Source organism: Brevirhabdus pacifica, assembly GCF_002797755.1.
GTDB classification, from domain to species: Bacteria; Pseudomonadota; Alphaproteobacteria; order Rhodobacterales; family Rhodobacteraceae; genus Brevirhabdus; species Brevirhabdus pacifica.
Genome location: NZ_PGFI01000011.1, coordinates 856326 through 879358, shown reverse-complemented (window position 1 = coordinate 879358; position 23033 = coordinate 856326). Strand labels below are relative to the sequence as shown.

Below are 23033 nucleotides of genomic sequence, written 5' to 3'. Positions count from 1 at the left end.
TGTAAATCTCTTATCGTCGGCCTGCAGGCGCACTGCCTGTGGTCCCGGTGACGGCGCGGCAAGGGATTGGTCGTCCCATAGCGTTACCTCGGCCATTCAAGGCCAGTCACTACCCCTCCCGAAGGAAGAGCAACGTAAGTTGACTTACGTCTCGTGTATTCTCTCTAAACGATGTCAATTCGTCCGATTGGACGATCAAACGCACCGGAATGCGCTTGATGGTCAAATCAAACCTGAGTGTCAGAACCTGGGGAAAGGATGCCAACCGACGGTTGGCGGAGCGTGCCATCCCGAAGGGATGCAAACCGCAAATCGATACGTGGAGCCAAACGAAGTTTGGTGGAGCGTATCGGGATCGAACCGATGACCCCCTGCTTGCAAAGCAGGTGCTCTCCCAGCTGAGCTAACGCCCCATATGTCCCCGGAACGTCCGAAGAATGATGGTGGGTCGAGGAGGACTTGAACCTCCGACCTCACGCTTATCAGGCGTGCGCTCTAACCACCTGAGCTACCGACCCAAGAACGGGCGGTAGCCCGTGTGTTCTGTTCTGAAGAGATATGAGGACGGCCTGGCCCGTGATGTGATGGCTTTGATTGCCATCATGCTAAGTGTTCCTCGAGACCGGTGCTCCGAAGAGCGGGCCGATCTGCCTGGAACATCCTTAGAAAGGAGGTGATCCAGCCGCAGGTTCCCCTACGGCTACCTTGTTACGACTTCACCCCAGTCGCTGATCCTACCGTGGCCGCCTGCCCCCCGAAGGTTAGCGCAGCGTCGTCAGGTAGAACCAACTCCCATGGTGTGACGGGCGGTGTGTACAAGGCCCGGGAACGTATTCACCGCGTCATGCTGTTACGCGATTACTAGCGATTCCGACTTCATGGGGTCGAGTTGCAGACCCCAATCCGAACTGAGACAGTTTTTTGGGATTAACCCATTGTCACTGCCATTGTAGCACGTGTGTAGCCCAACCCGTAAGGGCCATGAGGACTTGACGTCATCCACACCTTCCTCCCGCTTATCACGGGCAGTTTCCCTAGAGTGCCCAGCCGAACTGCTGGCAACTAAGGATGTGGGTTGCGCTCGTTGCCGGACTTAACCGAACATCTCACGACACGAGCTGACGACAGCCATGCAGCACCTGTCACCGGGTCACCGAAGTGAAAACCAGATCTCTCTGGCGGTCCCGGGATGTCAAGGGTTGGTAAGGTTCTGCGCGTTGCTTCGAATTAAACCACATGCTCCACCGCTTGTGCGGGCCCCCGTCAATTCCTTTGAGTTTTAATCTTGCGACCGTACTCCCCAGGCGGAATGCTTAATCCGTTAGGTGTGACACCGAACAGTATACTGCCCGACGTCTGGCATTCATCGTTTACGGTGTGGACTACCAGGGTATCTAATCCTGTTTGCTCCCCACACTTTCGTACCTCAGCGTCAGTATCGAGCCAGTGAGCCGCCTTCGCCACTGGTGTTCCTCCGAATATCTACGAATTTCACCTCTACACTCGGAATTCCACTCACCTCTCTCGAACTCAAGACTAGCAGTATCAAAGGCAGTTCCAGGGTTGAGCCCTGGGATTTCACCTCTGACTAACTAATCCGCCTACGTACGCTTTACGCCCAGTAATTCCGAACAACGCTAGTCCCCTCCGTATTACCGCGGCTGCTGGCACGGAGTTAGCCGGGACTTCTTTACCAGGTACTGTCATTATCATCCCTGGCGAAAGAGCTTTACGACCCTAAGGCCTTCGTCACTCACGCGGCATCGCTAGATCAGGCTTGCGCCCATTGTCTAAGATTCCCCACTGCTGCCTCCCGTAGGAGTCTGGGCCGTGTCTCAGTCCCAGTGTTGCTGATCATCCTCTCAAACCAGCTATGGATCGTAGGCTTGGTAGGCCATTACCCCACCAACTACCTAATCCAACGCGGGCCAATCCTTCACCGATAAATCTTTCCCCCGTAGGGCGTATACGGTATTACTCTCAGTTTCCCGAGGCTATTCCGTAGAAAAGGGTATGTTCCCACGCGTTACTAACCCGTCCGCCGCTCCCTCCGAAGAGGGCGCTCGACTTGCATGTGTTAGGCGTGCCGCCAGCGTTCGTTCTGAGCCAGGATCAAACTCTCAAGTTGAAATGCCCTTGCAGGCATATCCTTGACGTTCGAACCTCTGCACATCGCATCAGTTGTTCAAACTGATGCAGTCTCTGTTCTGTGCTTCAGTTACCGAAGTAACAAAAGCCGCAAAACAGTGAAGCTGACCTTCCATAATCGGACCGAAGCCCTAGGAAGTCGATATGAAGAGGCTGATCCATCGAATGAACCAAACCGCCCACATATCTCTTCAGATACTCGCGATTTCAAAGAGCGAGAGACAAAATCAACCGAAGGCGCTGTAATCTTCCAGCGCGCCCCGCCTCATTTATCCCTTGTTTTTATCGTGCGTCTCGTTGGCCTCAGCCCCGTCTGGCGCCCCGTGCCGCGCCTCAGCGCCGCCGGTGAAGGGGTATCTACGGATCAACGCAGGAACCCGCAAGAGCTTTTTTCAGGAAATCTGCGCGATCGGCGGAAATTTCTTGTCCATCCGGTCAAAAGCCCAGTGTTTGTTGGGGTTTCGCGATGAAAACTTTCTGAAAACAACCCGGGCCTTGCCCCTCAGGCTGGCTAAGGGCCCGTCGTGGAAGGCCCAAATCAGGTCCGCTACGGCGGAATCATAGGTGGATTTTCGGCCCTCTCAGGGCTCGGAGGTATCCAGGTAACTCAAACCGGGCAAATCAGCCTCTGAAAGTGGCCCGGCCCCGATTCACCCGGTCCTCCGGGCCCGACTCGGGCGACTCGGGCCCCCTCCCTGCCCCGCATTTTGCCCCATCGCGCGCGGGATCCTTATATGCCCCGTTTTCCCGCCCATCCCTGCGCCCCCGCGTCCCCTTGCACGTGCAGCGTCGCCGCGGGTTTCGCCCGGACCGCCGGCAGGATAGTCTGGAGCGAAAGACACATAGCGGAGCACAGCATGCCCGACTTCCTGACCGCCGAGATCCTCGCGCGATTTCAGTTCGCCTTCACCGTATCCTTCCACATCATCTTTCCCGCCTTCTCGATCGGGCTGTCGAGCTTTCTGGCGGTGCTGAACGCCCTGTGGCTCTGGACAGGGGACAGCGCCTACCGGACGCTCTTCGACTACTGGAAGAAGATCTTCGCGGTGGCCTTCGGCATGGGCGTCGTCTCGGGGATCGTCATGTCCTATCAGTTCGGCACGAACTGGAGCGTCTTTTCCGACAAGACCGGCCCGGTGCTGGGGCCGCTGATGGCCTATGAGGTGCTGTCGGCCTTCTTCCTGGAGGCGGGCTTTCTGGGCATCATGCTTTTTGGCCGCCAGCGGGTGGGCAACGGGCTGCACATGTTCGCCACCGCGATGGTCGCCTTCGGCACCCTGATGTCGGCCACATGGATCCTGTCGGTGAACTCGTGGATGCAGACGCCTGCGGGCTACGAAATCAACGCGGCGGGTCAGTTCATCCCGCTGGACTGGTGGGCCATCGTCTTCAACCCCTCCTTCCCTTACCGCTTGCTGCACATGGTATTGGCCGCCTACCTGACCACGGCCTTCGTGGTCGGCGCCGTGGGTGGCTGGCACCTGTTGCGCGATCATACCAACCCGGCCACGCGGACCATGTTCTCGATGGCCATGTGGATGGCCGCACTGGTGACGCCGCTTCAGATCTATGCGGGCGACCTGCACGGTCTGAACACGCTGGAGCATCAGCCGGCCAAGGTCATGGCGATGGAGGGTCACTATGACAGTCATCCCGACGGTGCGCCGCTGATCCTGTTCGGCATCCCCAACCCCGCCGAGAAGCGCATCGACTACGCGATCGAGATCCCCAAGGCCTCGAGCCTGATCCTGAAGCATTCGCTGAACGCACCGCTGGCGGGGCTGGACACCATCCCCGACGAGGATGAGCCGCCGGTCATGATCGTCTTCTGGAGCTTCCGCGTCATGGTTGGTCTGGGCTTTGCCATGCTGGGCATCGGGATGTGGAGCCTGCTGAACCGTCTGCGCGGGCGTCTTTACGACGGGCGCTGGCTGCACCGGGCTACGCTGGTGATGGGGCCTGCGGGCTTTGTCGCCGTGATCGCCGGCTGGATCACCACCGAGGTCGGGCGTCAGCCCTTCACCGTCTATGGGCTGCTGCGCACATCCGAGTCGTTGTCGCCCATCGACGCGCCCGCGGTCGGCGTCTCGCTGCTGGCCTTCATCATCGTTTATTTCTTCGTCTTCGGCGCCGGCACGTTCTACATCCTGCGCATGATGGGCAAGACGCCGGGAACCGTCCGGCTGGGCCTGCGCGACGGGCCGATCCGCACCGCCGGCATTACCCCCGGGCCGCACATGTCCGGCGACCCCAAGACCCACACCGACTGAGGAGGCCGCAATGGCATTCGATCTTGCTTTCATCTGGGCCGGCATCATCGCCTTTTCGGTGCTGACCTACGTCATCCTGGACGGGTTCGACCTGGGCGTCGGCATCCTGTTCCCCTTTGCGCGTGGCCCGATGGACCGCGACATCATGATGAACTCGGTCGCGCCCGTCTGGGACGGCAACGAGACATGGCTGGTGCTGGGCGGCGGCGGGCTGTTCGCGGTGTTCCCGCTGGCCTATGCCGTGGTGATGCCCGCGCTCTACATGCCGCTGGTGCTGATGCTGCTGGCGCTGGTCTTCCGGGGCGTGGCGTTCGAGTATCGCTGGCGGACCAAACGCTGGCAGCGGGTGTGGGACCTGGCGTTCTTCGGCGGCTCGGCCACGGCGGCGCTGTGTCAGGGGATCGCCCTGGGCGCGCTGGTGCAGGGCATCAAGGTGGCTGACCGGGCCTATGCCGGCGGCTGGTGGGACTGGCTGTCGCCCTTCTCGCTGATCTCGGGGATCGCGGTGCTGGCGGGTTATGCCCTGCTGGGGGCGACCTGGCTGGTGCTGAAGACAAGCGGGCCGCTGCAGGCGCAGATGCGGATGTATGCCTGGATGCTGGGCATCTTCACCCTGTTCTTCATGGCGTTGGTCAGCCTGCTGACGCCCTTCCAGAACCCGGTCTATTTCAGCCGCTGGTTCAACCTGCCCGGCAGCCTCTTCTCGCTGCTGGTGCCGGGGCTGGTCCTGCTGGCCGCCTGGCAGCTGCTGCTTGGCCTGCGGCGGGGCGATGACCTGCGCCCCTTCCTGTCGGCGCTGTCGCTGTTCATCGTCAGCTTCATCGGCATCGGCATCAGCTTCTATCCCAACATCGTGCCGCCCAGCCTGTCGATCTGGGAGGCCGCAGCACCCGAGGCCAGTCTGGAGTTTGCCCTGGTCGGCACGCTGGTGCTGATCCCGATCATCCTGATCTACACGGCCTATGCCTACTGGGTGTTCCGCGGCAAGGTCGACCCGACCGAGGGGTATCATTGACCGGGCCCGAGGGCGCGGATCCCGGGCCACGGGACGCAGATGTGCCTCCCCGGCCCACCCACGCCCGGGGCGGGACGGGCTGGGCCGGGCGGCTGGCCTGGTTCGCGGCGATCTGGCTGGCCAGCATCGCCGCCCTGGCGGTCGTGGCCTACGCCATCCGCCTCGCCATCAACTGACGCTTTTGCCCGTCCTCTTGCCGCGCGGCAGCGGGCGCGGTGATACGGGCGGGAACCTCAGCGTCACCACCAGGCCGGGCGCGTTGTCCCCCAGTTCCAACGTCGCGCCGTGCAGGTCGGCGATCACCGACACCAGGCTCAGCCCCAGGCCGCTGCCGGGGGTGGAGCGGCTCTGCTCCAGCCGGTAGAGGCGGCGAAGAACGTTGCCCCGCTCCTCCGCCGGGATGCCGGGTCCGTTGTCGCGCAGCTCCAGCACCGCCTGCCCGCCGTTCTCCCCGCTCTCGCGCACAGACAGCTCGATCAGGCTGCCGGGCGGCGTGTGGCGCAGGGCGTTCTCGATCAGGTTGGCCAGCACCTGGCCCAGCAGCCGCCGCTCTCCGTTGACGCGCACCGGCGCCTCGGCCTCAAGGACAAGGCGGCGCCCCCCTTCCTCGGCGGCGGGTTCGTAGACCTCGGCCAGAGTGGCGGCCAGGGCGGCAAGGTCCAGCACCTCGAACCGGCTGCGGGGGCTGCCCCCCTCGATCTGGGCGATCTGTAGCAGCGACTGGAAGGTGGCGACGATATTCTCGGTCTCGGCCCCGGCGCGGCGGGCCAGCTCCCGCGCCTCGGGGTCCAGCCCGGCGTTGCCCTGCAACCGATCCAGCAGGACCGAGACCCGCTGGATCGGGGTCTTGAGGTCATGGGCGATGTCCGCCGACACCTGGCGCAGGGCCGAGACGGACTGCTGCTGTGCCTCGGCCATCCGGTCGACCCGGGCCGCGATCGCCGTCAGGTCGTCGGCGCGGCCCGGAAGCTCGGGCACCCGCGCTGCAAGATCGCCCGAGGCCAACCGGTCCAGCGTCGCTTCCACCGCCGTCAGGCGCCGCGCCGTGCGCCGGGCGATCAACAGCCCGCCCCCCAGCGCGAAGATCACTGTCGGCAGCAGGCTGAGCAGCAGGACGGTCGCGAACATCTCGCCCAGGTCGTCGATCTGCGAGCGGCTGTTGGCCACAGTAAGCTGCCCCCGGTGCAGCCCAGCCGTCAGCGCCAGATAGCTTTCGCGCACCGGCGTGTTGGGCCGGTCGAAGACGACGATGCGGAACCCTTCTTCAGAACGTTCGATCGCACCGTTGCCATAGGCCCGCCCATCGGGCGCGAGATAGCTGACGATGCGCCGGTCGGGGTCGGTCACACGCGCCTGCGCCTCGACCAGGGCGGCCAACGCGGCGGCGCTGGGGGCGGCGCGAAAACCGGCCACCTCCTGGCGCAGGTCATCGCGCAGGGCCTGGTCGAACGTGTTGCGCAGCACCAGGTAGGTCCCGCCAAGGCTCAGCAGGCTGATGACGCTGAAGAGAAGCACCAGACCGATCGCCATCCGCATGGGCGCGGATTTCAGCAGCCCGGGCCGCGGCAGGGCCTGCGCGGCATCCGCAGCGCCTGCGGCCGGGGGCGCCGGCTCAGTCATCGATCCGGTATCCGGCACCGCGCACGGTCTGGATCAGCTCGCGCTCGAACGGGCGGTCGACCTTGGCGCGCAGGCGGCTGATGTGGGTTTCGACCACGTTGGTCTGGGGATCGAAGCCCAGGTCCCAGACTCCTTCGAGAAGCATGGTGCGGGTCTGCACCCTGCCCTTGCGCCGGAGCAGATGTTCCAGCAGCGCGAATTCCCGGGGCAGCAGGTCGATCTCCTGGCCCTGCCGGGTGACGCGGCGGCGCACCAGGTCCATCTCCAGATCCCCCGCGCGCAGCACCGTTTCCTCGGCGCGCATCTGGGGCCGCCTTGCCAGCGCCGCCACCCGCGCCGACAGCTCGCCAAAGGCGAAGGGCTTGACCAGGTAGTCGTCGGCCCCGGCATTCAGCCCGTCGATCCGGTCGTCGATACCGCCCAGCGACGTCAGGATCAGCACCGGCAGCTTGCTGCCCGCCCCGCGCAGGGTCTTGACCAGCGACACGCCGTCCAGCCCGGGCAGCATCCGGTCGACGATCAGCACTTCGTAATCGCCCGCCGTCGCGCGGATCAGCCCGTCGCGCCCGTCTGCCAGAAGGTCGACCGAATGCCCCTCCTCGCGCAGGCCGGCGGCGATGTAGTCGCCCGTCGTCTCGTCGTCCTCGATCACCAGTATCTTCATGTTTTCAAGCCGGTCCGTTCCGGGGCGCAGTCCCGCACAAGGTTGATGTCGTCTCAAGACCTAGCCCACCAGCCGCCGGTTGGCGAACCCGGCCCGCGGCCCCGAAGGGATCTTGCCCGCGCACGCTGCCACGAAGGGGGCGCGGGCGCAGGTTACAAATCTGTATAGCGCGCGACAGACCCTTTTCATCCGGCCCCGCCATATCGGTCTCATCAGAAATTTCCCATGCAACGGAGATGCCGCAATGACATCAACGATCCGAACCGATCTTGGCGCCCGCCTGGCCGGGCTGACCCTGGCCGCTGCGCTGGCCACCACCGGCGCCGTCGCCGTGGCCCCGACGGCCGCGCTGGCCGTTCCCGCCGGCGGCTACGGCGACCTGGTCGAGGCCGTCTCGCCCGCCGTGGTCTTCATCGAGGTCTCGACCGAAGCCAAGCCTGCCAGTTTCGACGACGACCGGATGGAAGAGCTGAAGCGCCGCTTCGGCGGCCAGATCCCCGGCATGCCCGGCATGCCCGGTGGCGAGGGTGTCCGGCAGGGCGTCGGCTCGGGCTTCATCATCAGCGAGGATGGCGACATCGTCACCAACAACCACGTGGTTGAAGGGGCCGACACCGTCACCGTCAAGCTTTCGGACGGGCGCAGCCTGAAGGCCGAGGTCGTGGGCACCGATCCCGCCACCGATCTGGCGCTGCTGAAGGTCGAGGCCGACGCGCCCCTGCCCTCGGTCAAGCTGGGCGACTCGTCGGTGATCCGCGCCGGCGACGAGGTTGTCGCCGTCGGCAACCCCTTCGGGCTGGGCGGCACCGTGACCTCGGGCATCGTCTCGGCCACCTCGCGCGACATCCGCTCGGGACCCTATGACGATTTCATCCAGACCGACGCCGCCATCAACCGCGGCAACTCGGGCGGGCCGCTCTTCAACAACGCCGGCGAGGTGATCGGCGTCAATACGGCGATCTTCTCGCCTGACGGCGGCTCTGTCGGCATCGGCTTTGCCGTGCCCTCGCAGATCGTCACCAAGGTCGTCGCCGACCTCAAGGACGACGGCACCATCGATCGCGGTTGGCTGGGCGTTCAGATCCGGCCGATGTCGGACGAGGTCGCGGGCGTGCTGGGCTTCGACAAGCCCAAGGGTGCCGTGGTCGAGAAGGTCTCGGCCGACAGCCCCGCCCAGAAGGCCGGCCTGAAGGATGACGACATCATCCTGCAATTCGGCGAGGCCGAGATCACCGACCTGCGCGACCTGACCCGCGCCGTGGCCGACACCGCCCCCGACAGCGCGACCTCGGTCAAGGTGCTGCGCAAGGGCAAGGAGATCACGCTCGACGTCACCGTGGGCAACCTGGCCTCGCAGAAGACCTGATGCGGACGATGCGGCGCCGCCCTCACCGGGCGCCGCATCCAGCCGGTGCGGTCCGTTGCATGCGCGGACCCCGGCCCCCGGCCCATCCGGCAGACGCCGGGTGGGCCTTTTTGCGTCAGCGCACCGCCTGTCTGCGCCGGGGCGCGGGCAAATCTGGCGCGATGGTCCACATGACGCATGTTGTAACCGCCCCGCATCCCACCATAGATGAGTAATCAGCCGCAGCGACGGAGACAGGATGTCAGAGGCCGAAGCGAGTGTATCCCCGGGGTCCTGGTCGCGCCTGAAGGCCCTGGCCCCCTACCTGGTGACCGGGCTGCTTTTCGCCGCCGGCATCTACGCGCTCTACCACCTTCTAAAGCCTGTCGAGTTTCGGGACGTGATGGACCATGTCCGCGCCACCCCCTGGGGTGTGCTGCTGGCGGCCCTGGCGGCCACGCTGGCCAGCTACGGCGCGCTGATCGGCTACGACTGGTCGGCGCTGCGCTACATCGGCAAGCCGCTGCCCCTGCCAACCGTCGCCCTGGGCGGCTTTCTCGGATATGCCTTCGGCAACACCATCGGGGCGGGCGCCATCTCGGGCGGGGCGGTGCGATACCGCATCTATTCCTCGATGGGGCTGACGGGATACGACATCGCAGGCGTGGCGCTTTTCGCCTCGCTGGCCTACGGGCTGGGGGCGACGATCATCGGCTTCGGCGCGCTTCTGGTGCACCCGGCGGCGCTGGCAAGCCTGACCAGCCTCAATCCCCATGTGCTGCGCTGGATCTCGGGGCTGGTGCTGATCGCGCTGATCGGCGTGCTGGCGACCCTGTCGATCCGTCGCGCCTCGGTCGAGTGGCGGGGCATCCGCCTTGATGCGCCAAGTCCCGGCCTGATGTCGGCGCAGCTTGGCTTCACTGTGCTGGACATGGCGCTGGCGGGCTGTGCCCTCTATCTGCTTCTGCCGCCCAACGACCTGGGCTTTGCCGCATTCATGGCCGTCTTTGCCGCCGCGATGATGGCCGGCGTGCTCAGCCACGTGCCGGGCGGGGTCGGCGTCTTTGAAAGCGTCATCATCGCCGCCCTGCCGGCGGGCGTCCCGATCGAGCAGGCGGCGGCCGGTCTGCTGCTTTTCCGGCTGACCTATTATCTGGTGCCCTTCGGCCTGGCCCTGCTGACCCTGGCCCTGGTCGAGCTGCGGATGGCGATGGGCCCGCTGCGCGACACCCAGATCCGCGACCTGGCCCCGATCTTCAAGGCCGTCAGCTCGATCGTGCCGCTAGCCATGTCCGCGATGATCTTCGCCTCGGGCGTCTACATGCTTTTTTCGGCCGTCATCCCGGCCCTGACCGATGTCGCCGAGGAGATGGAGCTTTTGATGCCCCTCGCCATGATCGAGGGGGGCGCATTGCTGTCCAGCATCGTGGGTGCCGCGCTGATCGTTCTCGCGCACGGGCTGCTGCGCCGGGTCGAGGGGGCCTGGTGGCTGGCCACGGCCTCGCTGGCGGGCGGGGTCGCGGCGGCACTACTGAACGGCTGGGACCTGGACCGGGCGGGGCTGATGCTGCTGGCGCTCTTGATCCTGCTGCCCTGCCGGCGCGAGTTCTACCGCAGCGCGCGGCTGACCCGCGACGCGCTTTCGCCCCGCTGGATCCTGCTGATGTCCTGCGTTCTGCTGGCGACCCTCGGGATCTTCTTCTTCTCGTTCAAAGCGACCCCCTACGCGCATGAGCTGTGGTGGCAATTCGCCGTCGACGAACGCGCGCCCCGCTCGATGCGCGCGGGGCTGGTGGGGTCGATCGTGGTGGCGCTCTGGGCGCTGATCTACGCCCTGCGGCCGCCGCGCCCGCGCCAGCGCCCCACTTCGCAGGACGAGATTGCCCGCGCCCTGGCGGTGATCGACGCTCAGGACAACCCGGACGCCAATTTCGCCCTGACCGGCGACAAGTGCCTGCTGTTCTCCTCTACCGGGCGATCGTTCCTGATGTACGGGGTGCAAGGGCGTAGCTGGATCGCCCTGGGCGACCCGGTGGGCGACCCGGACGAGGCCGATCAACTGGCCTGGGACTTCTTCGACGCGGCCAGCGCCGCCAACGCCCGCCCCGTCTTCTACGAGGCTTCGGCCCGCTTCCTGCCCCTCTGGATCGAGATGGGCCTGTCGCTTTACAAGATGGGAGAGGAGGCGATCGTCCCGCTGTCCGGCTTCAACCTGGAAGGAGGCAGCCGCAAGCGCCTGCGCACCACCGCCAACCGTGCCCGCAGGGATGGCATGGATTTCCACGTCATCGAGCCGCCTGCCCCCGACGCCGCCCTGGCCGAGCTGAAGCGGATCTCGGACGACTGGCTGGACGCCAAGAACAGCCGCGAGAAGCAATTCTCGGTCGGCCGCTTCGACGCCGACTACCTGCGCCGCAGCCCGATCGCCGTGGTGACCTGGAACGGGAGCACCGTGGGCTTTGCCAACATCCTGGCCACCGCCACCGGCAAACGCGCTACCATCGACCTGATGCGCCACACCGCCGATGCGCCGGGCGGCATGATGGAGTTTCTGTTTATCGAGCTGATCCTCTACCTGCGCGACCGCGGCTTCGAGGAGTTCAGCCTGGGCATGGCGCCCCTGGCGGGGCTGGACTCGCGGCGCGGCGGGCGCTGGACCACGCGGATGGGCGCGCTGGTCTACCGCCACGGGCGGCATTTCTACAATTTCGAGGGGCTGCGTCAGTTCAAGGACAAGTTCGATCCCCAATGGCAGGCCAAGTTCCTGGTGGTGCCGCCCCGCGCCAACGTGCTGCTGGTGGCGGCAGATGCCGCGGCCCTGATCGGGGGCGGGCTTCGCGCGGCGGTGACCAAGCGGGGCTAGGCCCCGCCCCGGGCGCCATCCGTCGCCCCTTTCCGCCCCCTCGGCGCCTTCCCCGCAATCAAGCAAGTGCGACGCGCCGGAACCCCCTGCGTCGCGCCGGGTTGGTCCCTGCATGGCACATGCATGTTTTCATCGGAAAGGCCGGAAATGTTTGATTGGATCGTCGGTTACATGGGGTCGGCGGGATATTTCGGCCTGTTCGCCCTGATGCTGGGAGAGAACGTCTTCCCCCCGATCCCGTCCGAGCTGGTGATGCCGCTGGGCGGGTTCCTTGCGGCACAGGGAACACTCAACATCATCTTCGTCGTGTTGGCGGGCACCGCGGGCTCGGTCCTGGGTGCGCTGATCTGGTACTACGTCGGCAAGCTGATCGGCGAGGAGCGCCTGCGCAACTTCGCCAAGCGCCACGGCCGCTGGCTGACCCTCTCGCCCCGCGAGGTGGACGCCTCGATCAGCTGGTTCGACAAGCACGGCTGGAAGGCGGTGCTGATCGGGCGGATGATCCCGGGCGTGCGGACGCTGATCTCGGTGCCGGCGGGCATCGCCGACATGCCGCTGACCCCGTTCCTGATCTACACCTCGCTCGGCAGTCTGTTCTGGACGGCCTTCCTGGCCGCCGCCGGCTACCTGCTGGAAAGCCAGTATGACAAGGTTGCAAGCTGGGTGAACCCGGTCTCGACCGCCATCCTTGTCGGCGCGATTGCCTGGTATGTCTTCCGGGTCATCAAGGGCACGGGCCAGACCGAAGAGACCCCGGACAACCGGCCCGCCGACTAGGGCGCGAAACGCCCCCCAGGGGGGCCATGACCGTGCGGCTGCGGGACAGCTCCGGCGCCGCTGCCCCTTAGCCGATGACCTCGTCCGACCGGTCATCGGTTTCGCCGTAACGTTTCAGGGTCGCGGGGCGCGTGCCCTCGTAGACCCGATGCAGGTTCTCGGCGATCTTGGCGTTCTCACGCTCGAACAGGCAATTGCCCTCGTTGTCCGAAGCCACGATGAACGGCCCCATCCTGTTGCAGCGGATCACCCACATGGCCTGCGCCAGACCCAGCTCGTCGTTCCAGTGGACGGCCTCGACATTCTCGACGCCGCGCCCCAGCAACGCGCCGGTGCCATAACCCACGGTGCTGAGATAGATGGCACCGTTCGGCACGAAGTAGGACTTGTAGTCCTTGCTGCTCATCCCGCCCTTGCCGATCACCAGCTTGGCGCCGGATTTCTCCAGCCATTCGGGCAGCCACTTGGCAAAGCGGAACGAGGCCGTGGCCGTCACGGCCCCCAGATCGAAGCTGCCGTCGGCATTGATCCTTGCCGCGGGCGAGCAATGGAAGTTCGCGGCACTTTCCGACGGCAACTCCATCGGAATATTGGCCTTTTCCTCAAGCGCGCGCTTATAGACGCCCTCCCGGGCGGTATACATCAGACCGTCCAGATAGACGATATCCCCCAGACGCAACTCGGCCAGCGCCTCGGGCGTGGGCGTTGTGCTCAGGCGGATTTCTCGTGGCATTGCGGTGTTTCCCATTCCACTGTCTCCCGGCGTTGATAAGGGGTGAACCATTCGGGGTCTGTGCGGTATTCGACCCGCCCGTCCGAATGGATGCGGGCGACGGCGCGGCGCGAGGACAGGCAGAAGGCGTGCACCGACATCTGCATGCCGCCCGTGTGGCAATAGCCGACCTCGATGTTGCAGTCGATGACCATCGACTTGCCGACAAAGCCCATCGCGCCCATCCCGATCGAGTTGCCCAGTTCCTTGAACTCGTCCTCAAGCTCGGCGATCTTGGGGTCGGGGTTGCGGTCGCCGACGGTGCGCAGGCAGGCCGCACGTTTGCCCAGCACCATGCAAGTGTCTTTTGACCCGCCCAGACCGATGCCGATGATCGCCGGCTGACAGGCCAGACCGCGTTTGCCGAAGGCCACGAGGCTGTCGAGGTAGAACCGCTTGATCCCCTCGATCCCGTCCGAGGGGAAGAGCATCCGGTAATCGGTGCCGAACAGCCCGCCCTTGTGGACGGTGATGAGGTCGATCCACTCGCCGCCCGGCTCGAAGCCGTATTCGATCTCGGGGGCGCCGATGCCGACGTTGTTGTTGTGATCGGTGCGCCACAGGGGATGCACCCGGTTGGGCCGCAGGGGCACGCCGTTGGTGGCATCCGCCGTCGCCCGGCGCAGCGCGGCCTCAAGCGCCACGGGGCCGCCTTCGATGCGGGCGTCGTTGCCCATCTTCACATACCAGCGCGGACAGCCCGTATCGCCGCACATGGCGCGGCGGTCTTCCTTGGCGGCCTTGTAGTTTTCAAGCATCGCCTGAAGCACGAAGGACGACAGATCGCCGTCCTCGACCTCGGCGGCACCTTCCAGCCCGTCCAGATAATCCTGCGGGATCTCGATGGCGGCCTTGTCCATCAACACGCCTGCGGTCTTCTCGATAAGGTCGATCGAAATCATTGCGCGGCCTCCACCAGTGTTTCGGGTTCATGGGCGGGCAGCACCGTCTCGCCGGGGCGGACGATGGTGAACTGCACGTCCTCGCGGCTGACGTCCACCGTGTCGCCCTGCTGACGGGCCACCGTGAAATACGAGCTTTCCATCGAGCCGCTTTCGGGGAAATCCTCGCGGAAATGGGCCCCGCGCGAGTTTTCACGCGCCAGCGCCGCCCGCGCGATCACCCCGGATATATCACAAAGCGAGCGCATGTTCAGCCAGTCGTGCCATGTCAGGTTGAACGCAAGGTTCGAGCCGTCGACGCCCACGTCCATCAGCGCGTCGCCAATGCTGGCGACGGCCTGCGCCCCACGTTCCAGCCCGAAGGCGGTGCGCATGACGCCCACGTCTTCCCACATGGCGTCCTGCAGTTTCATGCGCAGCTCCAGCACGTTGCCAGGCTTGCGGGTCAGCGGATGGGTGGCGCGGGCAATCTCGGCGGCCAGGACATCCTCGTCCGGGTCGCGCAGGGCGCCCATGCGGCGGATGTCGGTGCCCATCACGTCACCGGCAACCCCGCCATAGACGGTCGAGTTCGCGACCCCATTGCCCCCCAGCCGGTTCGAGCCGTGGGCCCCGCCCGCGTCTTCGCCGGCGACGTAAAGCCCTTCCATCGCGGTGCGGGTGTCGGGGTCGACCACCACGCCGCCCATGAAGTAATGCGCCGTCGGCACCACCTCGACCTTGCCGCCGGCCAGATCGAAGCCCGAGTCGGCGCAGCGTTTGACCATGCCCGAGAATTTCTTGCGCACGTTCTCGGGCCCCAGATGGGCCATCGAGATGAAGACGCCGCCATTCTCGCTGGTGTTGTTCTTGCGCATCTCGGCGTAGATGCCTCGGCTGACCACATCGCGGGTCGCCCGTTCGCCTTTGGCGTCATAGTCGAACATGAACCGATGGTCCGAGCCGTTCAGAAGCTGGCCGCCCGCGCCGCGCAGACCCTCCTCCAGCACGGTGCCGGTCATCTTGGTATGCTCGCCCGCCAGCAGGCCGGTGGGGTGAAACTGCACCATCTCCATGTCGCGCAAGGGCAGGCCCGCCCGCAGGGCCATCGCCAGCCCGTCCATCGTCTTGTCGCCCGAGGGGGTGTGATACTTGTACATGGTCGGCCCGCCGCCGGTGGCCATCAGCACCGTCTTGGCCCGCACGAAACGGAATTTGCCGCTGCGCATGTCGATGAACAGCACCCCGGCCAGCGCGCTGCCGTCGCGGGTGGGGATCAGGCCGATGGCGCGGTGTTCCTGCAAGCGTTCCAGCGGGCGCGACAGGACCTGTTCCATCAGGCGGTTGATGATCTCGATCCCGGTCAGATCGCCCTTGTGGACGGTGCGGTCGGCGGTCTGCCCGGCAAAAGCCTTCTGATGCAGGCTGCCGTCGGCGTTGCGGTCGAAGAAGCAACCGATCTCGTTCTCAAGTTCGCGGATGCGCACGACAGCCTGTTCGCACAGTTTCCACGCCATGTCCTGATTGGGCAGCCACTTGCCGCCGTTGATCGTGTCCATGAAATGCCGCTCGACCGTGTCGCCGCCACCAAGGGCCACGTTATAGCCTCCCTGCACCATCCGGGTGCAGCCGCATTTGCCGATCAGCCCCTTGACAGCGATGGTGATCTTGGTGCCGGCGGGTGCCGTCTGCTGGGCGTGGAGGGCGGCGAAAAGACCCGCACCGCCGGTGCCCAGGATCAGGATGTCGGTGTCGTGCCGCTCGATACTGGTGTTCATCGCGCTCATGCTCATACCGCCTGCAAAAGAAAGGTGCCCGAGACCAGAAAGGCCAGCCCGACGGCCGAGGCCGCCAGCGTCTTCTGCCACCCGGTCCAGGGCAGCCATTCCAGCGCCATCAACCGCAGCCCGCCGAAGATGTGCACCGCCAGCAGAAAGACCAGACCGAATTCCGCGAACTTGACCAAGGGGCTGTCGGTCAATGCCAGGAACCCGTCCAGATCGGCGGGGCGGCTCACGGCCATCGCCAGCACGTAGAAATGCGCGGGCAGAAACAGCGCCAGACCCAGCCCCGAGATACGGTGCAACAGGAACGCCAGCCACAGCGGGTGGGACCGGTGGGGACGGATCCTCATGCCAGCGTCACGGCCAGAACGGCCCGTGCCCCCAGATAAAGCAGCCCCAGCCCCGTGGCCCACATCAACAGGCTCAGCGCCGCGCCGCGCAGGCCGAAGGTCTCGAACACGATGACCCGCAGGCCGATGGCGGCGTGGATCGACACCGCCAGAACGAAGAGGCCATAGAAGAGACCCCAGCCAAGGCTGCCTTGGGTCCGCGACAGGATCTCGCCCGTCGAAAGCCCGCCCTGAATGGCGTAGATCATCACCGCGATATGCCCCAGCACCAGCGGCACCATCACCAGCGCGCTCAGCCGTTGCACCATGTAAAGCCGCAGATCCAGCATCACTTGCCCCCTTTCAGGAACGACCATGCCGTCGCCCGCTTCAGCCCCGCGATCGATTGCATCGGGTTCAGCTCGTTCGGGCAGAACCGGGTGCAGCTGCCCTGACTGTGGCAGCTGTGACAGCCCCCGTGCGCCGAGACCGCATCCAGGATCGTCTGACCGCCGCCGTCCTTGCTGTCGTTGTAAAGCGTCCAGGCCCGGTTCAGCGCCGCTGGCCCCAGATAATCGGCATCTGCCGCCACCACATCGCAGGCCGCATAACAGACCGAACAGTTGATGCATTCGATGCCCGCATCGGCCTCGGCCCGGCCCTCGCTGTCGGGGGTGACGGCATCAATGGGGTCGTGGCGCGACCGGGTCGGGTGGTGCACGCCGCCGGCGGCCACCCATTTTTCAAAGAACGGGTCCATGTCGGTGGCCAGATCCTTGATCACCGGCAGATTGCGCAGGGGCGCCACCGTCAGCCCGCCGTCCTTCAGCACCTTTTTCACATGGGTCCGGCAGGTCCAGCGCGGCTGGCCGTTGACCATCATCGCGCAGGATCCGCACATGCCGACCCGACAGGCATAGCGGTAGGACAGGGTCGGATCCTCGTGCTGCTGGATCCAGGCCACCACGTCCAGAATCGTCTGGCTTTCGCGCAGGGGCACGGAATACTCGCGGTAGGCGCCCGCCTCGGCATCGCCCCGCCAGACCGAGACTTTCATGACCTGGGTGGCGATATCCTCGCCCGGGGTATCTGCTTTATCCGTGGTCAAACCGTCGATGCTCCGATTGCAGAATGCAGGGACCGGACCGACGCCAAGGGCATTGCGGGCCGGGACCGGGCAACTCTAATCCTCAGCTTTTCTAACGAAAAGGAATAAAATCTTATAGGTTTGGATAGCCTGGCTATCGCTACGACCCTCGCCCGCGGCCCCAACCCGGCCCCTAACCGCGCCAGAACCGGGGCAGCAGCAGGACGTAGACCGCGATGATTTCCAACCGGCCGAACAGCATGCCCGCCACCAGCAGCCATTTGGCGATCACCGGAAAGCCTGCCAGCGCCCCGGTGGGGCCGACCTCGGGGCCGAAGGCGGGGCCGACATTGGCAATGGCGGTCCAGGCGGCGGTGATCGAAGTCTGGAAAGACAGGCCCGACAGGGACAGCCCCACCGCCAGCGCCCCCAGCGTCAGGATGAAGAGGGTAAAGAAGGTCATCACGGAGTCGATGACCCCGTCCGACAGTGGCACCGCGCCCAGCCGCGGCCGCAATACCGCGTGAGGGTGGCGGATCTGCCGGATCTGGCTGCGGATGCACTGGATCGCCACCAGCCAGCGGAACACCTTGATCGAGCAGCCGGTCGACGCGGTGCACCCCCCGATCAGCCCGACCAAGACCAGCACCACCAGCGGAAACGCCCCCCAGCCGTTCAGATCGACGCTGCCGAACCCGGTGCCCGAGAACAGGCTGACCACGTTGAAAAGCGTCTCGCGAAGCGTCTCGGTGACAGGCTCGGAAGCCTCTTGCCAGATCCTGTAGGCAAAGATCATCAGCACCGCCGCCGCCGTCCAGCGCAGATAGGCGCGGGCCTGGATGTCGGCCACCAGCGGCCGCGGCCGCCCCTGGACCAGCTGGACAAAGCGGATGAACGGAAGGGAGGCCAGGATCATGAAGATCACCGCCACATATTCCAGTGGCCCCCGGAACCGCCCGAACGAGGCGTCATCGGTCGAAAAGCCCCCCGTCGATGTCGTGGTCAGCGCGTGAACCACCGCATCGAAGGGGCGCATCCCGAAGGCCCAATAGGCGGCAAAGCAAAGCCCCGTCAGCAACACGTAGACCCCAAGGAGCGACCGGGCGATGTCGAAGGCGCGCGGCATCACCTTGCCCAGCGTGTCGAAGCCTTCCGTGCGAAAGAACTGCATCCCGCCCACGGCCATCACCGGCAGGAAGATCATGGCCACCACCACGATGCCCAGCCCGCCCAGCCATTGCAGGATCCCGCGCCACAGCAAGATGCCGCGCGGCAGATCCCCCAGCCCCACGAAAACCGTGGCGCCGGTGGTGGTCATTCCGGAAACGGCCTCGAAATAGGCGTCCGTCAGGGTGGCGGCGGTGGCCCCCGCCATGAAAGGCAGCGCGCCCGCCAGCGGCAGCAACACCCAGACCGCCGTGGTCAGGATGAAGGCCTGTCGAAGGGTCAGCGCGGCGGGATCGGACTCGCGGTTGGCAAGCACCAGCATCACGCCGAAAAGAACGGTGAAAGCGCCGGTCAGGCCGAAGATCTTCCAGCTTTCGGCCGCGTCCACGGCGTCGAGCAGGGCCGAGGGAAGCATGGCCAGCCCCATGGCGATCAGCAGAAAGCCCAGAATGTATACGACGGGTCTTGGATTCATCCCGGTGCCTGACCGTATCTTCGCCCCTTGGGCTACGCCCGTCCGGCGGCAATGACAAGATGTCACGGCAAGAGGGCATGGCGGGATTGCGCGGGCGGTCGGTCAGGCGCCGTCCGGGTCGATCAGGGGTCGGTAAGGGGCTGGGCCGGCGATGTCCGGCCGCCCCCGACCCTCAGTTGACGATGTCCAGCACCTCGACCCTGTAGGCATGGGAGATGGTCCGCCCCAGAACCGGGTCGTGCAGTTCCATTCGCAGGCCGGGCGCGGCCCGCACGCCGCCGATCGCTGGCATGGTGCCGCACAGCATCGCCATCCCCGGCGTCAGCCCCGCCCGCTCGGCCAGGTCGCACAGGGGAAGCAGGCCCGAAAGCGGTCCTTCCTGGTAAAGGGTCTCGGCCCCCTCCTCCTCGATCCAAGAGCGCAGGACCAGCTTGTCCAGGTGATCCTCGACCTCGTCATAGGCCCACAATTCGGACGCACAGGGCTTGGCCGCGATCTGCTTGGAATGGGCCACCGAGTAGGCCTCGAGCGCACGGTCGGTGTGGTCCGAGGCCAGGCCCAGCCACATCCGCTTGCCGGCGTGGACCAGCAGCGGTTCGGCCTCGCCCGAGGTTTCGGGGCCCAGCGCCTCGATCCGGTCGGCGGGGGTCAGCAAGTCCGCCGCCACCTGGTAGAAAAGCGGCACCTCCGACGGCGGCGCGACCCCGATCGCCGCCAGCTCCTCGATGTGGTGATCGACGGCAGCCCGGTCGCGGGCGGTCCAGCCGGCCACGATCAGCCGGCGCAGGGGGGCGTCCACGACGCCCTGGGAAGAGTTGAACTTCATCTCTCAAGCCTTTCCGGTGCTTGCATGTTCGGGAATGTCGGTGCCGGTATCGCTACAGGATCGAGGGCAGCAGCAGCGCGATCTGCGGCACCGCAATCAGCGCGCCCGCCATCACCAGCATCGCCAGCACGTAGGGGATCGCTCCGACCATCACGTCGCTGAAACTGCCGCCCCGCCGGGCACTGTGCACGACGTAGAGGTTCAGGCCCACGGGCGGGGTGATCAGCGCCATCTCGACCAGCAGGATCATCAGGATGCCGAACCAGACCTTGTCATAGCCCAGCTGCTCGATGATCGGCACGACGATCGGGATCGTCGCCACCATCAGCGATAGGGTCTCGATGAAAAAGCCCAGCACGATATAGATCAGCACGATCACCAGCAGCATGCCCAGCGCCTCGAACCCCAGCCCGTTCAGCAGGTTGGTCAGGGCACGGCTGACGCCGGCGGCGGTGAGCACGAAGTTCAGCACATAGGCGCCAATCACCACCAGCATGATCATCGCGGTGGTGCGGATCGTGCCCAGCAGCGCCTCGCGCAGCATCGAAAGGCTCAGCGCGCGCTGCATGCCGGCGATCAGGAAGGCGATGCCGACGCCCACGGCCGCGGCCTCGGTCGGTGTGGCAAGCCCTGCGTAGATCGAGCCCACGACCACCAGGAACAGGCCGAAGATCGGCACCAGGTCCTTGAGGCTGGCCAGCTTCTCGCCCCATGTGCTGCGGGCGGTAGGCCCGCCCAGCTCGGGGCGGATCATGCAGATCAGCACCGTTACCGCCATGAACAGCAGCGCCAGCAGAAGGCCCGGCAGCAGGCCGGCCAGAAACAGTTGCGGGATCGAGGTTTCGGTCAAAAAACCGTAGACGATCAAGTTGATCGAGGGCGGGATCATGATGCCCAGGGTGCCACCTGCCGCGATCGCGCCCGAGAAGAGCCGTTGGTCATAGCCCAGCTTCTCGGCCTGGGGCATGGCGACCGTGGCAACTGTCGCGGCCGTGGCCACAGATGAGCCCGAGGTCGCCGAGAACATGGTCGCCGTGGCGATGTTGGCATGGGTCAGGCCACCCGGCAGCCAGCTTACCCAGGTGTTCAGCGCGGCATAGGTCCGCTGAGCCACGTTGCTGCGCACCAGCACCTCGCCCAGCAGCACGAAAAAGGGAATGGCGATCAGCGTGGCGCTGTTGGACGAGGACCAGACCACCTGCCCCAGCCCCCGCATCAGGGGAAAGGGGCTGAAGAAGACGTCGAGGCCGACGGACAGCAGGAAAAGGACGATGCCCACCGGCAGCGACAGCGCCAGAAGGCCCAGAAGGCCGACAGTCGTGAACCAGATCATTGCCCCGTCCCCCGGTCCGCGCCGCTGTCGTCGCGGTGGTCATCTTCGCCGTGAAGCGGCAGCTCTGCCGTCTCGGCGCCCTCGTCGATGCCGGCAGCGGCGGCCACCGCCTCGGGGTCGCGGCGCGCCACGGCGACCAGCGCCACCAAAGACAGGATGGAGGCCGACAGCGCGAACCACAGCCAGCCCGTCCACCACAGGATCTGCGGGATCCACAGCGGCGTCTCGAGCGGGGTGTTGGCCCGGGCGTCATGGGCGAATGTCTTGGCCAGCACGCCCCAGCCCTGGACCGCCACCAGCATCGCCACCCCGGCGATGGTCAGGATCGACAGCAGGTCCATCAGGGCCCGGGGGCCGGCGGTAAGGCGCGCGCGGATCAGATCGATCCGCACGTGCACAAGCTCGGTCAGCGCATAGGAAAGCCCCCAGGCGGTGGCGATCGCCATGGCATAGCCCGAGATCTCATCGGTGCCGCCCAGCGAGCCGCCAAGCCGCCGCGCCACCACGTCGTAAAGCGTGACGGCAACGGTCAGCATCAGCAGCGCGCCGGCCGACAGGGCCACGCCCGTGTTGATCCGCCGCAGCAACAGGACCGTCCGGCCCGCGGGCGCGGGATCCGAGGCGGCGGCGGGCACGGGCGCGGGCTGGATCATTCGATGGTCAGACCGGCGGCGGCGCCGACCGTATCGTTCCAGCGGGCAGTCCACTCGGCGCCCACGCGCTCGGACCAGTCGGGCAGAACCGTGCCGGTCAGGGCTTCGCGGACGGTCGCGACATCGCCCTCGGCGGGCTCGACCAGGGTCATCTCGTGGGCGTCGCCGACGGGGCATTCGCCGTTGCCGGTCAGGCAGGCGATGTCGGTTTCAAGCGCACCCTGGGCAGCAGTCCAGGCCGGGGCGACCAGATCCTGATCGACCCCGGTCTGCACGGTCTGCTGAAGCTCGGGCGACAGGCTGTTCCACTTGTCCATGTTCATGGCGATCACGACCGGATCCCAGCCGCCCAGCGGGATCGGCAGCAGGTGGGTCGACACCTCCCACCAACCGGCGGAATAGCCCGAGCCGGCGCCGGTGACGGCACAGTCGACCACGCCCTTCTGCAACGCGCCCGGCACTTCGCCGAAGCTGACGTTGACACCCTCGGCGCCCAGCGCGTCGAGAAGCTTGGCGGTCATCCGGCCCGAGGCACGGACCTTCTTGCCCTTGAGATCCTCAAGGCTGCCGATCTCGGCGTTGCAGAAGACGACCTGCGGCGGATAGGGCGCGACGCCCAGAACCTTGGCGTTGAAGACGTCCTTGTAGATGTCGTCGACCAGCGGGCGGGCGGCATCGACCAGCTTCTTGGCCTGGTCGGCGTCATCGGCCAGCATCGGCACGTCGAGACCCTCAAGCGCGGGGGTGTCGGCCACGGCGTAATCGGCCACGGTCATGCCCACGTCGAAGACGCCGTCGCCCAGCATGCGGAAGACGTCGCCGCCGCCGATGCCCATCTGGTCATGGGTGGTCAGGCTGACGTCGAGATCGCCGGCAGCGGCGGGCAGCTTCTCGGTCCAGAAGGGTTGTTCGTAATTCTTGTGCAGCGGCAGGCCGCTCCAGCTTCCGACGACGGAAAGGGTCTCGGCCTGGAGGGTGGTGCCGGCCAGCAGCATGGCGGTTACGGCCAGGGGTCGCATCATCA

Annotated in this window: 20 protein-coding genes, 2 tRNA genes and 1 rRNA gene; 7 read left to right on the top strand and 16 right to left on the bottom strand. The window is 65.8% G+C overall.

Annotated features, from left to right (window positions below):
* Positions 1–337: 337 nt before the first annotated feature.
* From CLV77_RS04370 to CLV77_RS04360, 3 genes are all read right to left on the bottom strand, one after another.
* Positions 338–413, bottom strand: a tRNA-Ala gene (locus CLV77_RS04370).
* 28 nt (positions 414–441) lie between these two features.
* Positions 442–518 (bottom strand) — tRNA-Ile (locus tag CLV77_RS04365).
* A gap of 148 nt (positions 519–666) precedes the next feature.
* Positions 667–2128 (bottom strand): 16S ribosomal RNA (locus CLV77_RS04360).
* Between the two features lie 118 nt (positions 2129–2246).
* Here CLV77_RS04360 and CLV77_RS04355 point away from each other — a divergent pair.
* From CLV77_RS04355 to CLV77_RS04340, 4 genes are all read left to right on the top strand, one after another.
* A complete protein-coding gene (locus CLV77_RS04355) occupies positions 2247–2618 on the top strand; it encodes a hypothetical protein (protein WP_083707685.1) in 372 nt (123 codons plus the stop codon).
* A gap of 387 nt (positions 2619–3005) precedes the next feature.
* On the top strand, positions 3006–4418 hold the full coding sequence (locus CLV77_RS04350; RefSeq protein WP_076979093.1) for a cytochrome ubiquinol oxidase subunit I: 1413 nt from the start codon (positions 3006–3008) through the stop codon (positions 4416–4418).
* Between the two features lie 10 nt (positions 4419–4428).
* A complete protein-coding gene (cydB, locus tag CLV77_RS04345) occupies positions 4429–5433 on the top strand; it encodes a cytochrome d ubiquinol oxidase subunit II (RefSeq protein ID WP_076979094.1) in 1005 nt (334 codons plus the stop codon).
* Complete coding sequence (locus tag CLV77_RS04340) at positions 5430–5609, top strand: DUF2474 domain-containing protein (protein ID WP_076979095.1); 180 nt, start codon at positions 5430–5432, stop codon at positions 5607–5609. The genes cydB and CLV77_RS04340 overlap by 4 nt, the downstream gene beginning before the upstream one ends.
* Here CLV77_RS04340 and CLV77_RS04335 read toward each other — a convergent pair.
* Entirely contained in the window at positions 5602–7053 is a 1452-nt protein-coding gene (locus CLV77_RS04335; RefSeq protein ID WP_083707687.1) for a HAMP domain-containing sensor histidine kinase, read from the bottom strand. The two genes, CLV77_RS04340 and CLV77_RS04335, sit on opposite strands and share 8 nt — an antisense overlap.
* Entirely contained in the window at positions 7046–7717 is a 672-nt protein-coding gene (locus CLV77_RS04330; RefSeq protein WP_076979096.1) for a winged helix-turn-helix domain-containing protein, read from the bottom strand. The genes CLV77_RS04335 and CLV77_RS04330 overlap by 8 nt, the downstream gene beginning before the upstream one ends.
* Before the next feature lie 244 nt (positions 7718–7961).
* On the opposite strand from CLV77_RS04330, the gene CLV77_RS04325 reads away from it, so the two are divergent.
* From CLV77_RS04325 to CLV77_RS04315, 3 genes are all read left to right on the top strand, one after another.
* Positions 7962–9083, top strand: coding sequence for a S1C family serine protease (locus CLV77_RS04325; RefSeq protein WP_076979097.1), 1122 nt, complete (start codon positions 7962–7964; stop codon positions 9081–9083).
* A 238-nt stretch (positions 9084–9321) separates the two neighbouring features.
* On the top strand, positions 9322–11925 hold the full coding sequence (gene mprF / locus CLV77_RS04320) for a bifunctional lysylphosphatidylglycerol flippase/synthetase MprF (protein WP_076979098.1): 2604 nt from the start codon (positions 9322–9324) through the stop codon (positions 11923–11925).
* Positions 11926–12072: 147 nt separating this feature from the next.
* Positions 12073–12702: a DedA family protein gene (locus tag CLV77_RS04315; RefSeq protein ID WP_076979099.1), complete on the top strand. Its 630-nt coding sequence runs from the start codon at positions 12073–12075 to the stop codon at positions 12700–12702.
* 67 nt (positions 12703–12769) lie between these two features.
* On the opposite strand, the gene CLV77_RS04310 is transcribed toward CLV77_RS04315, so the two are convergent.
* From CLV77_RS04310 to CLV77_RS04260, 11 genes are all read right to left on the bottom strand, one after another.
* Positions 12770–13450, bottom strand: coding sequence for a fumarate hydratase C-terminal domain-containing protein (locus CLV77_RS04310; RefSeq protein WP_076979100.1), 681 nt, complete (start codon positions 13448–13450; stop codon positions 12770–12772).
* Positions 13414–14376: a fumarate hydratase gene (locus tag CLV77_RS04305; RefSeq protein ID WP_076979101.1), complete on the bottom strand. Its 963-nt coding sequence runs from the start codon at positions 14374–14376 to the stop codon at positions 13414–13416. The genes CLV77_RS04310 and CLV77_RS04305 overlap by 37 nt, the downstream gene beginning before the upstream one ends.
* Positions 14373–16133 carry an L-aspartate oxidase gene (locus CLV77_RS04300; RefSeq protein ID WP_076980979.1) on the bottom strand — a complete coding sequence of 587 codons (1761 nt, stop codon included), beginning with the start codon at positions 16131–16133 and terminating at the stop codon, positions 14373–14375. Before CLV77_RS04300 ends, CLV77_RS04305 begins: the two co-directional genes overlap by 4 nt.
* Positions 16134–16144: 11 nt before the next feature.
* Entirely contained in the window at positions 16145–16489 is a 345-nt protein-coding gene (locus tag CLV77_RS04295) for a succinate dehydrogenase/fumarate reductase transmembrane subunit (protein ID WP_076979102.1), read from the bottom strand.
* The gene (locus CLV77_RS04290) at positions 16486–16818 is read right to left on the bottom strand and encodes a succinate dehydrogenase (protein ID WP_076979103.1); all 333 of its coding nucleotides are present in this window, start codon (positions 16816–16818) and stop codon (positions 16486–16488) included. The genes CLV77_RS04295 and CLV77_RS04290 overlap by 4 nt, the downstream gene beginning before the upstream one ends.
* Positions 16818–17525 carry a succinate dehydrogenase/fumarate reductase iron-sulfur subunit gene (locus CLV77_RS04285; protein WP_076979104.1) on the bottom strand — a complete coding sequence of 236 codons (708 nt, stop codon included), beginning with the start codon at positions 17523–17525 and terminating at the stop codon, positions 16818–16820. Before CLV77_RS04285 ends, CLV77_RS04290 begins: the two co-directional genes overlap by 1 nt.
* A gap of 223 nt (positions 17526–17748) precedes the next feature.
* Entirely contained in the window at positions 17749–19197 is a 1449-nt protein-coding gene (locus CLV77_RS04280; protein WP_076979105.1) for a TrkH family potassium uptake protein, read from the bottom strand.
* A 172-nt stretch (positions 19198–19369) separates the two neighbouring features.
* Positions 19370–20023 carry a DUF2848 domain-containing protein gene (locus CLV77_RS04275; protein WP_076979106.1) on the bottom strand — a complete coding sequence of 218 codons (654 nt, stop codon included), beginning with the start codon at positions 20021–20023 and terminating at the stop codon, positions 19370–19372.
* A gap of 52 nt (positions 20024–20075) precedes the next feature.
* Complete coding sequence (locus CLV77_RS04270) at positions 20076–21356, bottom strand: TRAP transporter large permease (protein ID WP_076979107.1); 1281 nt, start codon at positions 21354–21356, stop codon at positions 20076–20078.
* Complete coding sequence (locus CLV77_RS04265; RefSeq protein ID WP_076979108.1) at positions 21353–22009, bottom strand: TRAP transporter small permease subunit; 657 nt, start codon at positions 22007–22009, stop codon at positions 21353–21355. Before CLV77_RS04265 ends, CLV77_RS04270 begins: the two co-directional genes overlap by 4 nt.
* Complete coding sequence (locus CLV77_RS04260) at positions 22006–23031, bottom strand: TRAP transporter substrate-binding protein (protein ID WP_076980980.1); 1026 nt, start codon at positions 23029–23031, stop codon at positions 22006–22008. The genes CLV77_RS04265 and CLV77_RS04260 overlap by 4 nt, the downstream gene beginning before the upstream one ends.
* Positions 23032–23033: the final 2 nt, after the last annotated feature.